Annotated in this window: 13 protein-coding genes and 5 pseudogenes; 16 read left to right on the plus strand and 2 right to left on the minus strand. The window is 57.5% G+C overall.

The features are described from left to right. Positions 1–32: 32 nt before the first annotated feature. The 4 genes from IPF36_RS30195 to IPF36_RS30210 are packed head-to-tail and all read left to right on the plus strand — an operon-like array spanning position 33 to position 3,683. The gene (locus IPF36_RS30195; RefSeq protein WP_133093005.1) at positions 33–728 is read left to right on the plus strand and encodes a haloacid dehalogenase type II; all 696 of its coding nucleotides are present in this window, start codon (positions 33–35) and stop codon (positions 726–728) included. A gap of 8 nt (positions 729–736) precedes the next feature. After that, the gene (locus IPF36_RS30200) at positions 737–1,792 is read left to right on the plus strand and encodes a phosphotransferase (RefSeq protein WP_195431857.1); all 1,056 of its coding nucleotides are present in this window, start codon (positions 737–739) and stop codon (positions 1,790–1,792) included. A gap of 4 nt (positions 1,793–1,796) precedes the next feature. Further along, positions 1,797–3,152, plus strand: coding sequence for an aspartate aminotransferase family protein (locus IPF36_RS30205; RefSeq protein ID WP_195431859.1), 1,356 nt, complete (start codon positions 1,797–1,799; stop codon positions 3,150–3,152). A 27-nt stretch (positions 3,153–3,179) separates the two neighbouring features. After that, positions 3,180–3,683 carry an Lrp/AsnC family transcriptional regulator gene (locus IPF36_RS30210; protein ID WP_133092916.1) on the plus strand — a complete coding sequence of 168 codons (504 nt, stop codon included), beginning with the start codon at positions 3,180–3,182 and terminating at the stop codon, positions 3,681–3,683. 140 nt (positions 3,684–3,823) lie between these two features. On the opposite strand, the gene IPF36_RS30215 is transcribed toward IPF36_RS30210, so the two are convergent. Next, a complete protein-coding gene (locus tag IPF36_RS30215; protein ID WP_195431861.1) occupies positions 3,824–4,744 on the minus strand; it encodes a LysR family transcriptional regulator in 921 nt (306 codons plus the stop codon). A gap of 353 nt (positions 4,745–5,097) precedes the next feature. Between IPF36_RS30215 and IPF36_RS30220 the strand changes: the two genes are divergently transcribed. The 12 genes and pseudogenes from IPF36_RS30220 to IPF36_RS30270 all read left to right on the plus strand — a co-directional run bounded on the left by IPF36_RS30220 (position 5,098) and on the right by IPF36_RS30270 (position 13,359). Beyond that, positions 5,098–6,375 (plus strand): FAD-binding oxidoreductase, encoded by a 1,278-nt coding sequence (locus IPF36_RS30220; protein WP_195431863.1) that lies wholly within the window; start codon positions 5,098–5,100, stop codon positions 6,373–6,375. Positions 6,376–6,470: 95 nt separating this feature from the next. Next, positions 6,471–7,463, plus strand: a complete 993-nt coding sequence (locus tag IPF36_RS30225) for an ornithine cyclodeaminase family protein (protein WP_195431865.1) — start codon at positions 6,471–6,473, stop codon at positions 7,461–7,463. Between the two features lie 34 nt (positions 7,464–7,497). Continuing rightward, the gene (locus tag IPF36_RS30230) at positions 7,498–8,469 is read left to right on the plus strand and encodes a threonine/serine dehydratase (protein WP_133092920.1); all 972 of its coding nucleotides are present in this window, start codon (positions 7,498–7,500) and stop codon (positions 8,467–8,469) included. Between the two features lie 519 nt (positions 8,470–8,988). Continuing rightward, a complete protein-coding gene (locus tag IPF36_RS30235) occupies positions 8,989–9,429 on the plus strand; it encodes an Hsp20/alpha crystallin family protein (protein ID WP_133092921.1) in 441 nt (146 codons plus the stop codon). A 15-nt stretch (positions 9,430–9,444) separates the two neighbouring features. Then, positions 9,445–9,852 (plus strand): Hsp20/alpha crystallin family protein, encoded by a 408-nt coding sequence (locus IPF36_RS30240; RefSeq protein ID WP_195431867.1) that lies wholly within the window; start codon positions 9,445–9,447, stop codon positions 9,850–9,852. Position 9,853: 1 nt separating this feature from the next. Beyond that, positions 9,854–10,018, plus strand: coding sequence for an Hsp20/alpha crystallin family protein (locus tag IPF36_RS30245; protein WP_243736773.1), 165 nt, complete (start codon positions 9,854–9,856; stop codon positions 10,016–10,018). Between the two features lie 98 nt (positions 10,019–10,116). Then, on the plus strand, positions 10,117–10,497 hold the full coding sequence (locus tag IPF36_RS30250; RefSeq protein ID WP_133092923.1) for a hypothetical protein: 381 nt from the start codon (positions 10,117–10,119) through the stop codon (positions 10,495–10,497). A 148-nt stretch (positions 10,498–10,645) separates the two neighbouring features. Beyond that, a pseudogene (locus IPF36_RS30255) lies at positions 10,646–10,932 on the plus strand (co-chaperone GroES). Positions 10,933–10,973: 41 nt separating this feature from the next. Further along, positions 10,974–11,624, plus strand: a pseudogene (locus tag IPF36_RS30260) (TCP-1/cpn60 chaperonin family protein); the annotation flags it as partial. Continuing rightward, positions 11,623–12,528: pseudogene (locus IPF36_RS30265) on the plus strand (Hsp70 family protein); the annotation flags it as partial. The pseudogenes IPF36_RS30260 and IPF36_RS30265, both read left to right, overlap by 2 nt. A gap of 60 nt (positions 12,529–12,588) precedes the next feature. Continuing rightward, positions 12,589–12,850: pseudogene (locus IPF36_RS34895) on the plus strand (integrase); the annotation flags it as partial. An 80-nt stretch (positions 12,851–12,930) separates the two neighbouring features. Continuing rightward, positions 12,931–13,359 (plus strand): hypothetical protein, encoded by a 429-nt coding sequence (locus IPF36_RS30270; RefSeq protein ID WP_133092925.1) that lies wholly within the window; start codon positions 12,931–12,933, stop codon positions 13,357–13,359. Between the two features lie 25 nt (positions 13,360–13,384). On the opposite strand, the pseudogene IPF36_RS34900 reads toward IPF36_RS30270, so the two are convergent. Continuing rightward, positions 13,385–13,551 (minus strand): annotated as a pseudogene (locus IPF36_RS34900) (type II toxin-antitoxin system VapB family antitoxin). Between the last annotated feature and the right edge of the window lie 132 nt (positions 13,552–13,683).

A 13,683-nucleotide genomic window follows, 5' to 3' on the forward strand; every position in this document is an offset into this window, starting at 1 on the left:
TTGTACTTGTCCACCTGCAGAGAATCACCCAAATGATATACAAACCGAAATTCATCAGCTTCGATTGTTACGGTACTCTCATTAACTTCGAAATGGGGCCGACAGCCAAGAAGATTTTCGAAGATCGCGTTCCGACTGATCGGATGCAGGCATTTCTTGACAGCTTCCGATTTTACCGCCTCGATGAAGTATTAGGCGAGTGGAAACCTTTCTTTGACGTTATTGAAAATTCCATTCAACGGGCGTGCCAGGCACACGGCGTTGAATATCGCTCATCTGATGCGGTCGCCTTGTACGACGCGGTCCCAACTTGGCAGCCCCATCCGAACGTAGTTGAGGTGCTTGAGGCAATTGCTCCGCACATCCCGCTGGTGATTCTCTCGAATTCGATGGTCGATTTGATTCCGCATAGCGTCGCGCACCTCAAGGCGCCCTTCCACGCCGTTTACACCGCCGAGGAAGCAGGCGCCTACAAACCGCGGGCCCAGATGTTCGAATATATGTTCGATCAACTCGGTTGCGGACCAGACCAGATGATGCACGTCTCGTCGAGCTTTCGTTATGACCTCATGACGGCGTCCGATCTGGGATTCATGGCCAAAGCGTTCATCGATCGGGGCCACGAGCCCACCTCCGATAGCTATGGTGTCAACAGGTTGACCGATGTTCGCCAACTTCCCGGTTTGCTTGGACTTGAATGCCTGCTTCCCACCGCGATGGTGAAATGAGACGCAGGATGCCGGAGAATCGCCCGATTACGGCAGCGGCGTTGAGCACAGCGGCGCCCAGCCTTGTTCTAGACGAAGTGGGAGCCTTGGTCAATCGTCTCTACGGTATCGATGGCAGTGTCAAATCATTGGCCGGTGAACGAGACCAGAATTGTTGCATAGAGACGGCGGACGGCACTCGTTACGTTGTCAAGATCAGCAATCCATCCGAGCCGGTTTCAGTGGTCGATTTCCAGATCGCTGCGCTGGAACACATCGCGCGTGTATCGCCCGACCAGCCAGTGCCCCGAGTCGTGCGGACGCTTAGCGGACGTACGCGCGACACTGTGGCATTGGCCGATGGGCTTCAAACCACCGTGCGGATGCTTACCTATCTCGACGGCGTCCAGATTCGGGAGACTCCCCGGACCGCCGCACAGCGTCGGGCCATGGGGACAGTGCTCGCCAAGCTAAACCTCGCGTTGCGCGATTTCACGCATCCTTCCGCGATGCACAATCTGCTCTGGAATGTTTCGGCGGCGCACCGGCTGAGAGCCAAGCTCGATGGCATCGTGGACGCCCCGCGTCGCGCGCTCGCTGAGTCGTTCATGTCGCGCTTCACCGACCATGTCCTGCCGCGTCTCGCCTCGGTGAGGGCGCAGGTAATCCACAACGACTACCATCTCTACAACGTTCTGGTCGCACCCGACGATCATGAACGCATTTTGGGGATTATCGACTTCGGCGACATGCTTCATGCGCCGCTGGTCGGCGAGGTCGCTACGGCGGCGGCCTTTCATATGACTGGCAACCCCGATCCCTTCGAGGGGCCTGCGCAGTTCGTCGGGGCCTATCACGCGACGCTGCCGCTTACCGAAATCGAGCAAGAGATCATCACTGATCTCATGGCGACACGCCACCTGATCACAGCGCTGATTTCGGAATGGCGCGCCGCGCGCTACCCCGAGAACCGGGCCTACATCATGCGCCACAATCCCGCAGCATGGGAAGCGCTCTCTCAGATGGCCGCTCTTTCCCGCAATGAGGCGCGCGACCGACTACTAACCGAAGTACGAAAAGGATAAGTGAATGAAAAGTACCACTGACCTCAACATGGTCAACGCCTATATCCCCGGACGTGCCAACGTGGGACCTGTCACTGCGGCGATGATCGATCGGCGCGATGCATTGCTCGGCCCGGCATATAGGCTGATGTACGAGCATCCGCTTCACATCGTGCGCGGCGAAGGCGTGTGGCTGATCGATCCGGAAGGTCGCCGTTACCTCGACGTTTACAACAACGTCGCGTCACTTGGACATTGTCACCCCGCGGTGACCGAGGCGATATGCAGGCAAGTGCAGACGCTGGCGACCAACACCCGCTATCTGCACGACACGATTCTTGAGCTCGCCGAACGCCTGCTCGCGAGCGTGCCTGAGACTAACCTTGCCCATCTCATGTTGACCTGCACGGGCAGCGAGGCAAACGACCTTGCCTATCGCATCGCAAAGGTGCGCACCGGTGGCACGGGCGTGATCGTGACCGAAACCGCCTATCATGGCTTTACCGACGCAGTGTCGCAATTCTCGCCATCACTCGGCGTGACAGTCGATCTCGGCGCCCACGTTCGCCTGGTTCCAGCACCGCGTCTCTATCATGCTGAGGGTGCTGACCTCTCAGAACGCTTCACGCGCGATGTCGAGGCGGCGATCGCCGATCTTCGGCGTCACGGCATCAAGCCTGCGGCACTGATTGTCGATTCCCTGTTCACGAGCGACGGCATCCTTCCTGAACCAGCGGGCTTTTTGAAGGGCGCGGTCGACGCGATCAAGCGGGCTGGCGGCCTTTTCATCGCCGACGAGGTCCAGCCAGGCTTCGGCCGGACCGGCGAGCATATGTGGGGCTTTCAGCGTCACCGTGTCATCCCCGACATCGTCACCCTCGGCAAGCCGATGGGCAATGGACAACCTGTCGCGGGACTGCTGGCCACCGCTGACGCGCTGGCAGAATTCGGAAAGAACTCAAGATACTTCAACACATTCGCCGGCAATACCGTATCGTGTGCGGCTGCGCTGGCAGTCTTGGATACGATCGAGAAGGAAAGCCTGGTGCAGCATGCCGCCAGGGTAGGCAACATCCTGCGTAACGGCATCGCCGATCTCGCCAGCCGACACGAGGCCATTGGTGACGTGCGTGGCGTGGGCCTGTTCGTCGGTGTGGAACTTGTCTCGGACCGCGCATCGCGAACGCCCGATCGCGAGCTCACCACCCGGGTAGTCAATCGAATGCGCGACAAGGGAGTCTTGCTCAGCGCCTGTGCGATGGGGCACAATGTTCTCAAGATTCGACCGCCACTGGTGCTATCCTCGGAACAAGCCGGCATCGTCATCGAAACGCTCGACGAAGCGCTAACACAGTGCAATCGGCAAAACGGAGGTAACTAGGGCCGACACTGACGGTAGTATCGACTCATGCGAGCTTCAGCTTCCCTCGACCAGTTTGACATCAAGATTCTTGTGCATCTTCAGCGCGAGGGACGCTGTTCGAATGTCGACCTGGCCGCAGCCATTGGCCTCAGTGAAAGCCCATGTCTTCTCCGCACGAAACGGCTTCAGGAGACCGGCGTTATCCGTGGCTACCGTGCGGAGGTCGCACTGGAGAAGCTGGGCAGCCACGTAATCGTGTTTTCCGAGGTCACTATCAGCAGCCATCGGCCCCAAGACTTCCGCAAATTTGAAGCAGGGGTTGGGAAGTACCACGAAATCGTCGAATGCTACAACGTCAGTGGCGGTTACGATTACCTTCTGAAAGTCATCGCACCTAATATCGCTTATTTTCAGGCGCTCATGGAGCAGTTGTTGAAAGACGATATCGGGATCGAAAAATTTTCCAGCCGGATCGTATTGCGCAAGCCGCTTGAGCAACGGGGGTATCCGCTGCGAATTATTGCAACCGGAAGGCCGGACTGGGATTAATGAAATCCGCACTGCCCATAAAAATCTCGCGCTGGTGCCGACGTAGTGGTCGCCGGCGCGATGCGTAGTTGGCGACACTCCCTACCAGGACGGCCAACTTTAGGAGGCGCTTGCGGTCTTCTGTTGATTAAAACGTGACGTCATTTGCGCCAAGGTGCAGGGCTGAAGGCCCGCTTGGCCGCATCGAGAAACAAGCGTTGGCGGACTGTTAAGCCCTGACGCGTCGGCGTCAGGGCCATCACTGGCGCAGGTTCTAGCCGCCAAGCGGGCAACAGTCGCTTCAGCTTACCCTCGGCGATCAACGGTGCGGCATCCCATTCCGAGCGCTCCACAATGCCCAGGCCGTCCATCGCCCAGTCCCTGACCACGGTGCCGTCGTTTGACGATAATGTGCTATCCAGCCGGATCGTAACGACTTTGCGCCCACGCTTTGCCCCAGTTTCCTGTTGAGTGAAACGCAGGCGGGTGACGTATTCGTCGTTCTCGCGCAATGTCAGAAATTCGTACTGTGTGAGTTGGGATGGATGATCGAGTTTCGACAGCCGAAGGGCAAGGGCCGGACTCGCGCACAGGAACCGGTCGTTCGGGGCGAGGTAATGACCTATCCAGGAAGACCCCTTGACGTTGCCGATCGACACGACCGCGTCGGCGCCCGAGGCTGCCGCGAGTGGGCTTTCCGCCAGGATGAGGGAAATCGCAAGATTTGGGTGCGAGCGATGCAAATCACGAACCAGCGGCGCGACATAGACGCGACCAAACCCGAAGGGCGCCACAACGCGCAAATGGCCGCTCACACCGCTGTTATCGCCCGCGACGCGTGAGGGAATCGACTCGATTCGCTCCAGGATTTCAATCGCTTCCTGAACAAGCTGCTGGCCTTCGGTGGTGAGTGAAATACCTCTGGCGGCGCGAATGACGAGGCGAAACCCCATCCGTTCTTCTATCCGCTGAAGACGCACCGTAACAGCAGGGGGAGTCAGATTTAACAGTCTCGACGCCGCGGCGAGCGATTGTGACGAGCCCAGCGCACACAGCATGCGCAAGTCTTCCACTTCAAGCATTGATGGACCTTTAACGACCTTTAACGAAGGGTTTCGTTCCATATTAAACAGGATGGCGTTCTTTTTTCTATGGCACCGCGTGAGCAGGCAAGGGACCATTCCTGCGAAAGACTCTTCCTACGCTGGGGGTGCCGCCTCACACCATGCAGACCATTAAGCTTGACTTAACGGTGGCTTAATTGAGTTTTCAGCCACACAAGCTTAAGAGGGCCGATAATCCTGACGTGCGATGAAACGCCGGTCGGCGCGCTCTGGCTAGTCCGCGAGTTTAGCGCCCCCACCCAGGCTGAACCGAGCAACGGAACGGATCGTGTTGAGCCTGCGACAATTACAAGTCCGCCGGGGAGTCTCTAATGCATTTTAGTTCTTACTGGCTGGACACCTCCGAGCCGTTCGTCAGCAGATCGCCTGACGTGCCGGATGGAAGTTGCGACGTGGTAGTGGTTGGCGCGGGCATAACGGGTACCGCTGCGGCATTGGCGCTTGCCAAGAAAGGCGCACGCGTCATGGTATGCGAAGCGGAGACCGTTGGTCATGCGGCGTCGGGACGAAATGGCGGCATGTGCAATAACGGCTTTGCGCAAGATTATGCTTCACTCTCGCAGCGGATCGGCACCGAACTGGCCAACCGGCTATACCTGGCCTTCGACGCGGGCGTCGATACGGTCGAGCGGCTGGTCAGGGAAGAGTCAATCGATTGCGATTTCGTCCGCACGGGTAAGCTCAAACTCGCAGCAAAGCCCGAGCACTACGACAAGCTCGCGCGAAGCCAGGCGTTGCTCGCAGCGAGCGTCGACCCTGATACGCGCCTTTTGACAAAGGCGGAGCTTTGCGACGAAATCGGCTCGAACCACTATCACGGCGGGTTGATCTTCGAAAAGAGTGCTGGGATGCACGTCGGTCGCTATGTTCGTGGTCTCGCGAAGGCTGCGGAATCTCGCGGAGCGTACATTCTGGAGCGTACCCCGGTTTTAGGTTTGCAGAGAGGATCTCGGTGCGGATACGTGGTCAGAACGCCGCGGGGGGAAATATGCGCGCCGCAGGTGCTGCTGGCGAGCGGTATCTCCCAGATAGGACCGCTCGGCTGGATCCGGCGTAGGATCGTGCCGGTTGGGGCCTTCCTCATCGTCACCGAACCCTTGCCGCAGGAACTGCTAGACCGGCTGCTACCAACCCGCCGGATGGCCACTGACACCAAGAATTTCGTCAACTTCTTTCGTGTCACCCCCGATAACCGCATGTTATTTGGCGGTCGTGCACGCTTCGCGACGTCGAACCTCAGTTCGGACGAGAAAAGCGGACTGATCTTGCGCCAGCAAATGGCAACCGTGTATCCCGAACTGACCGACGTACGGATCGACTATTGCTGGGGCGGCATGGTAGACATGACGGCCAATCGCTTGCCTCGCGCGGGCCAGCGAGACGGTGTCTACTATTCGATGGGCTATAGCGGCCACGGCACCCAGATGGCCACCCTGATGGGCACGCTGATGGCGGAGATCATGGACGGACGCGCCGATCTCAACCCTTGGAAAGACTTCGACTGGCCCGCCATCCCCGGACACTTTGGAAAACCATGGTTTTTGCCCCTGGTGGGCGCATGGTATCGCCTCAAGGACGGGCTGCAATGAATTCAGCTGCTCGTCAGCTTTTGCTAACGGAAGACGATTATTCTTTGCCGACGTCCGCACCGATATGACGATCGAAAATAATGGAGATGAATTAAATGAAAACACTGCTGCTTAAGAAAGAGGAAGTAAGCAGACTGATTTGCATGAGGGAAGTCATAGGTACTGTGGAAGAAGCATACAGGGCCTTTAGCGGCAATCAGGTAGTTCAACCAGGTTATATCGGAATACACCTCCCGCCACCTGGCGGCGAAATCGATTTCAAGCTTGGGTATTGCAAATCCAACGAAATCATCTCCATGAAGGCATCTTCTGGAGGTTTCATTGACAACCCGGAATCTCACGGCATTCCCAGCGGAATGGGGACTATTCTTCTATTTGATGCGAGAAGCTGTGCGTTGATTTGCGTTATGGAGGGCAGCTTGATCACCGGCCTCAGAACTGGAGCGTCCGGCGCTGTTTCCGTGAAAGTATTGGCAAGAAAGAACGCGAAAAGCATCACCTCTATTGGCACAGGAAATCAGGCGAGGATGCAAATTCGCGCCATCAAAGAGATCATGAACGTTGAAGTGATCCATGCATGGGACAGCAACCCGGATACGCTATCTAAATATAAAACTGATATTGAGACCGAACTCGGCATTCCTGTAGTGATGGCAGATTCCAAAAAAGAAGCTGTTAAGCAGGCTGATATTCTGATTACCACGACCCGCGGTAAAGGATCGTTGGTGGAAGCTGACTGGGTAAAACCGGGCACACACATTGTTGCGATCGGCACAGATCAACAAGGCAAGCAGGAACTGGATCCAGAGTTATTCAGAAATGCAAAAATAGTCAATGATTCAATTGAGCAATGCATCGAAAAAGGAGAAACATGGCACCCGCTGAATAGCAATATTATCACCAAGGACGATATTCACGGGGAAATTGGCGAGATATTGCTGGGCAGAAAGCCGGGAAGAGAAAACGATCAAGAGATCACGATTTTCGACTCGACGGGAATGGCCGTACAGGACAATACTACCTCAACAAAGATCTATCAAAATGCAATAGAAAGCCAGACCGGGACTTTTTTTGAGTTCTTTGAGTAAGAAAGTTATTAAACGCGGAAAATCAATAAGTACCATGTTCGACCACCCTACCATTCATGACATTCGAGACGCCCAAGAGCGGCTGAAGCCCTTCATCAGACATACGCCGTTACTGCGTGCGGAAAAGATCGAAACCGCTTTTGGCTATCAGGTATATCTGAAACCAGAGATGCTGCAAATTACTGGAGCCTTTAAAATTCGAGGTGCACTGAACAAGTCACTATCGTTAACGAAAGATGAGATAGCCAACGGCATCATAGCCACATCGTCGGGCAATCATGCCCAGGGGCTTGCCTATGCCGCAAGGATGCTTGGCGTTAAATCGATACTGGTACTTCCGGTTACCACACCGAAAATTAAAATTGCCAACACAAAAGCCTTAGGGGCCGAAGTTATTCTTTTCGATGGCGATACGGCTGCCAGATGGAAGCGGGTTTATGAAATTGCTGAAGAATGCAACTATGCAGTTGTCCACGCTTTTGAGGACCCTCTGGTAATGGCCGGCCAAGGAACAATCGGCTGTGAAATATTGGAGGATCTGGAAGAGGTAGACACGGTAATTGTTCCCATGGGTGGCGGAGGCCTCATTTCAGGAATCGCTACCGCCATCAAAGAAACCGCCCCATCAGTGCGCGTCATAGGCGCGGAGCCTGCCCTAACACCAAAGTATTTTTACAGCAGAAAGAATAAAGAGCGCACATCACTTCCTTTAAAAAATACTATTGCGGACGGACTAAGGATAAGTGTCCCGGGCCAGAATCCATATCCCATTATTGAAAAATATGTGGACGAGATCGTTCTGGTAGAAGACGAACTTATAGTTGCCGGCATGCGCATGCTTGCAAAAGATGCAAAATTGATTGCTGAGCCCGCTGCTTCGATTGGTATCGGGGCTTTGTTGGGCGGCAACATTCAATTTAAACCGCATGAGAAAGTTTGCGTGGTTTTGACTGGAGGCAACTGGGACTTAGGCGATTTATCCCAGATATACAAATTTACTGAGTGAAATTGGTCGCTCATGAATTATTATTAATTATGCTAGGTGGTAGGAAGGAAAATTTTCAACCATCGGCGGGCTTAGCTGTTGTGCGCGCTCTCGAATGCCAAAGCACGCCGGCGTCGCCGACCGGCCTGTAACCGGCGTCGAAAGCCGCGGGTACATAGAAGCGAGGTCAAAGGCGTGATTGCGAAAGCAAGCGTCAGGTACGGCCCTTACCCCAACGCCAGGCGGCGCGACAAATGCGCTCCATGCGGCACATGGATGTGGCGCGTGTAACGGAAGCAACCCCGGTGATGCAATGTAAGGGAATCTGCCCAACCGTGACCGGGGCAGCCGATGTCCTTTCGCGGAACGGCGCAAGCTGGCCCCCTTGAAATTTGGGTGGCCAATTACTATTTTATTTTCGCTCAGGCAGTCGCGACCGTTGCGCGCTGCGTGTTTCTGTTTGTTTGCCAGCAGCTTGGCAGGTGGATGGGAGCGCGTATGCCCCTTCGCCTCCTCGCTGCATCGAAGGAGGATACGACCATGAGTGATCTATTCTTTGGGACCGACCTTTTCAGCGAACTCGACCGCATGCAGAGGCAGATGGCGAGTTTGTTCGGCGGGTTCCCATCCAGCATCCGCTCCGGCCGTTTCGGGGCATTTCCCCCCGTCAATATCGGCGCCACGGACGATTCCATCGAGATTGTCGCGTTCGCACCGGGGCTCAAGCCAGACAAATTCGAGGTGTCGATCGACAAGGGCTTGCTGACCATCAGCGGCGAGCGCGAAGCGGCGCAAGCGGAGGATGATCCGGAGGTCCGGCTGTACGCGCAAGAGCGATTCACAGGCACGTTCCGGCGTGTGGTCGAATTGCCACAGAGCGCCGACCCCGACAAAGTCCAGGCGCGCTATGCCAACGGCTGCCTGTCTATCAGTGTCGGCAAGCGCGAAGCCTCAAAGCCCCGGGCGATCACGGTCCAGTAACGTGAGGAGAATGCCATGAACGAGACTACCCAAGTGACTGAGCGCAACCAGAACGCGGTGACAAAAGGCCAGGAGGACAGGTCCACGTCGACGATGACCCTGCTTCCCGCGGTCGACATCGTCGAGGACAGCAACGGCGTCACCCTCTGGGCCGATCTTCCGGGTGTGACCAAGGACAAGCTTGAGGTGAATGTCCACGACGGCAACCTCCATATCGAGGCGGAAGCGGTCGTGCCAATGCCCCAAGGCCTGCGGGTGCAACACGCGGAGATTCGGCAGCCTCACTTCGCCCGCGCTTTCTCGCTAAGTGCCGACCTTGACGCGTCGAAGATCGAGGCGAACCTGCAGGACGGCGTGCTCAAGCTGACGATCCCGCGTCGCGACGAAGCGCGTCCGCGCCGCATTGCAGTCAACGTGGCGTGAGTTGCCGCCGCAGGGTACCGGTGGCGTCTGCAAGGGCGCCACCGCAGTACCCAATGGCATCGACCTCGATCACATCGATGCGAAGTTCGACAGAGGCGTATTGACGCTGCGTCTACCCAAGACCGGCTCGTCACAATCTACGGTGAAGAAGATCGAGGTGAAGTGAGCGGAAGATGACGAGCTGCGTCAAGGGAATAGATTCGCGTGAAATCGCAGGACTGGCCTCTATTTTCGCGGCAAACACTTCCCGAGATGGAGACTTCGATGGAATTCGATTCTGAGTGGGTGACGCTAGGCAGGCATCGGGTGCGGCTCAAGTGCACGCGCGGCTTTCCTACCGAGCGGACGCGGCGCGTAGCGGAGTTGGTCACAGTCGCGATCGATAACAACCTCAGCGCGCGGGCCCGTTTGGTCGACGTCACGGCGCAAGGCGATGCTTACGTGATCAGCATCGGCACGACGTTCGAAAAGGACAGAGTGGCGGCCCCCCACCTGGAAGTGGCACTGGCCACGATGTTCGGCTTAGCGCCCGAGCAGATCACGATTGACGTTGTGGTCGTCAGTCAGGCAGAGGTGGATGTGCATTTTGGCGTATATGAGCGAATGCTGGCAGAGAAGCTCGGCACCGTGCCGGCCATTCAGTGAAGCGCCAGGATCGGTTCCTGGCCAATAATGCTTGTGGCTTGAATCCAGACGCCGGCGTTGACACGTGAATGCCCTGAACGGCCGCCCGGACACGACCCGATCGGCCGGACAAGCTCATGATCACAGTGATGGGACGAGGAGCAAGGCTATGAACATCCGTCCACTACACGATCGCGTCATCGTCAAACGCTTGGACGCAGAACACAAGACGGCCAGCGGTATTGTCATCCCCGATACCGCCGCCGAAAAGCCGGACCAGGGCGAAGCCCTGGCTGTCGGCCCCGGCAAGCGCCTGGCGACGGCCATGTCAGCGCGCCGAGCGTGAAGGTTGGCGAGCGCGTGCTATTTGGCAAGTATGCGGGCACCACCGTCAAGCTTGAAGGCGAGGAGGTACTGGTGATGCGTGACGAGGATATTCTGTGCGTCGTTGAATAGAGGAAGGAACAGAAGACTGGCGTCTCGCGAGGAGTCTCATCATGCCAGCCAAGGAGATCCAATTTCAGGAGTCCGCGCGCCGCCGCGTCGTGGCGGGAGTCAACCTGCTGGCCAACGCCGTCAAGGTCACGCTCGGCCCCAAGGGGCGCAATGTGGTCCTCGAACGATCGTTCGGGCCCCCGCTGATCACCAAGGATGGGGTGTCGGTCGCCAAGGAAATCGAGCTGCGCGACAAGTTCGAGAACATGGGGGCCCAGTTGGTCAAGCAGGTTGCGGCCAAGACATCCGACGTGGCCGGCGACGGCACCACGACCGCCACCGTGCTGGCCCAGGCGATGGTTCAGGCGGGCATGAAGGACGTGGTGGCGGGCCTGAATCCGATTGATCTGAAGCGCGGCATGGACCTGGCGGTGAGCGCGGTCGTCGAGGCGCTGCGCAAGCTGAGCCGGCCCTGCACTACGAGCAAGGAGATCGGCCAGATCGGCGCGATCTCCGCCAACGCTGATGAGGCGATCGGCAAGATCATCGCTGACGCGATGGCCAAGGTCGGCAAGGACGGGGCCATCACGATCGAAGACGGCAAGTCGCTGGAGAGCGAGCTGGAGGTCGTCGAAGGCATGCAGTGCGATCGCGGTTATCTGGCCTCGTACTTCATCAACCAGCCCGAGAAGCAATCCGTCATGCTCGAAGACCCGTATGCCCAGAGTGCAGGAGAAAGTCAGAGCGTTCTTCGGCCGCGAGCCGCGCAAGGACGTCAACCCCGACGAAGCGGTGGCGGTGGGGGCGGCGATCCAGGGCGCGGTGCTCGCCGGTGATCGCAAGGACGTGCTGCTGCTTGACGTCACGCCGCTTTCGCTGGGAATCGAGACCCTCGGTGGCGTGATGAGCAAGATGATCACCAAGAACACCACCATCCCGACCAAGTTTTCTCAGATCTTTTCTACGGCCGACGACAACCAGGCGGCGGTGACCATCAAGGTCTACCAAGGCGAACGCGAGATTGTTACGGGCAACAAGATGCTGGGCGAGTTCAACCTGGAGGGCATTGCACCGGCGCCGCGCGGCATGCCGCAGATCGAGGTGACGTTTGACATCGACGCCAATGGCATCCTGCACGTGTCGGCGCAGGACAAGGCTACTGGCAAGGAGAACCGGATCACCATCAAAGCCAACTCCGGCCTGTCTGAAGGCGAGATCCAGCACATGGTAAAGGACGCCGAGGCTCATGCTGACGAAGACCGTCGACAGCGGGAGTTGGTCGATGCGCGCAACCACGGCGACGCGCTGGCACACAGTTCGCGCAAGGCGCTGACCGAATACGGCGAGAAGCTGGACGCGGACGAGAAGGAGAAGATCGAATCCGCAATCAAGGACCTTGAGGCGGCACTGAAGACCTCCGACAAGGCCGAGATCGACGCCAAGGCGCAGGCCCTGGCCACGGCCTCGCTGAACCTCGGCGAAAAGATCTATGCGGACGTTCAGGTTCAGCCGGACACTGGCTCCGGTCGCGCCGCAGACGCGAAAGACGTGAGCGCCGAAAAGAGTGACAAGGACGTGGAGGATGTGGAATTCAAAGAAGCGGGCGCCAAGCAGTAATAGAGCTTCGTTCTCAACCCCTGGCGTCGCCCGACGGACCGCTTTTATTACACTTCACGGCTGGTGCTGCCCGTGATTGGAAGCGACGAGAGCGCTGTCGCGCGGTGCGCTGCACCTGATCCTCAAAGAGGTGTTCGGCATGGCCGCGGCGCGCCTGCGGGCGCGCGGGCCGGAATGGGAACCGCAAGCCGCCGTGCTGGCCAGCGTCTCGGCGCTCTGGCCGCGTCACTCCGCCGGCTCGCACATGACCGACCGGCAGGTTGACCTGCGCTTTGTGCGCGACAACTTTGGGCACAGCTCGCTGTCGACGACGAGCGGCTACCATCGTGCATGGGCCCTTTTGACCAGCTGTCGCCGGATATCCCTGGGCCCGTTCAACTCGCAACCCATTGGAGTACAGGCATGGTCGCAGTCAAATACGACGATCTTTCCATGTCCTTCGAGTTCGTTAGCTGCGCGGCGCCGACGGCGCACAACGCCTATGTCTCACTCGATACCGGCAAAATCTATTGGACATCTGAATTCAATGACGACTTCGACGAGGAGATTCCTGACGACATTGAAACTTCGGACCGCTACGTTGCAATACCGCATAAGACCGAGCTCGGTCTTGGAAGACGTCTCGCCCTCCAGTTTGTCGCCCAAGAATTGCCTGAGCGTTACGATCAGGTTGAAGAATTCTTCCGACGGCCAGGGGCTTACGCGCGCTTTAAGGATCTGGCGGAGCGCGAAGGCATTCTCGAGATCTGGTATTCCTTTGAAGCCGACTGTGTCGAAAGAGCTCTGAGGCAATGGTGTGCCGAAAACGGGCTGGAGGTTCTGGAGTCGTAGGCGCCGCTTAGACATGCCGAAAGAATCATTCGATGTCCTGCCGGCGACGCGGCGCCCCCTTGATGCCCGGTTGGCTACCGCCAAGATTCGCGAGTCGTTTCGCAGCTTCACGCTGGATCAAGGCCTTTAGTGCCTCGCGCACGAGTGCCGTTTTCTCCTCCAGGCCCTATAGGCTTGAGCCTTGGCGATCAGGTCGTCTTACCAAACCTTCCCAGCCTTTCCGAGCCTTCCGCTTTTCAGCCCACCAATATGATCAAAGCGGCATATTGGACTTTGCGGTAGTCCGCCTCGGAACGTGAACTGACCACGGTCAGGTGCCTTTCG

The organism is Cupriavidus sp. IK-TO18 (genome assembly GCF_015549295.1).
Classification (GTDB): Bacteria; Pseudomonadota; Gammaproteobacteria; order Burkholderiales; family Burkholderiaceae; genus Cupriavidus; species Cupriavidus oxalaticus_A.

Coding starts and splice junctions, on each gene's coding strand:
- IPF36_RS30195 (WP_133093005.1), top strand. CDS start 33: ATGATATACAAACCGAAATTCATCAGCTTCGATTGTTACGGTACTCTC.
- IPF36_RS30200 (WP_195431857.1), top strand. CDS start 737: ATGCCGGAGAATCGCCCGATTACGGCAGCGGCGTTGAGCACAGCGGCG.
- IPF36_RS30205 (WP_195431859.1), top strand. CDS start 1,797: ATGAAAAGTACCACTGACCTCAACATGGTCAACGCCTATATCCCCGGA.
- IPF36_RS30210 (WP_133092916.1), top strand. CDS start 3,180: ATGCGAGCTTCAGCTTCCCTCGACCAGTTTGACATCAAGATTCTTGTG.
- IPF36_RS30215 (WP_195431861.1), bottom strand. CDS start 4,744: ATGCTTGAAGTGGAAGACTTGCGCATGCTGTGTGCGCTGGGCTCGTCA.
- IPF36_RS30220 (WP_195431863.1), top strand. CDS start 5,098: ATGCATTTTAGTTCTTACTGGCTGGACACCTCCGAGCCGTTCGTCAGC.
- IPF36_RS30225 (WP_195431865.1), top strand. CDS start 6,471: ATGAAAACACTGCTGCTTAAGAAAGAGGAAGTAAGCAGACTGATTTGC.
- IPF36_RS30230 (WP_133092920.1), top strand. CDS start 7,498: ATGTTCGACCACCCTACCATTCATGACATTCGAGACGCCCAAGAGCGG.
- IPF36_RS30235 (WP_133092921.1), top strand. CDS start 8,989: ATGAGTGATCTATTCTTTGGGACCGACCTTTTCAGCGAACTCGACCGC.
- IPF36_RS30240 (WP_195431867.1), top strand. CDS start 9,445: ATGAACGAGACTACCCAAGTGACTGAGCGCAACCAGAACGCGGTGACA.
- IPF36_RS30250 (WP_133092923.1), top strand. CDS start 10,117: ATGGAATTCGATTCTGAGTGGGTGACGCTAGGCAGGCATCGGGTGCGG.
- IPF36_RS30270 (WP_133092925.1), top strand. CDS start 12,931: ATGGTCGCAGTCAAATACGACGATCTTTCCATGTCCTTCGAGTTCGTT.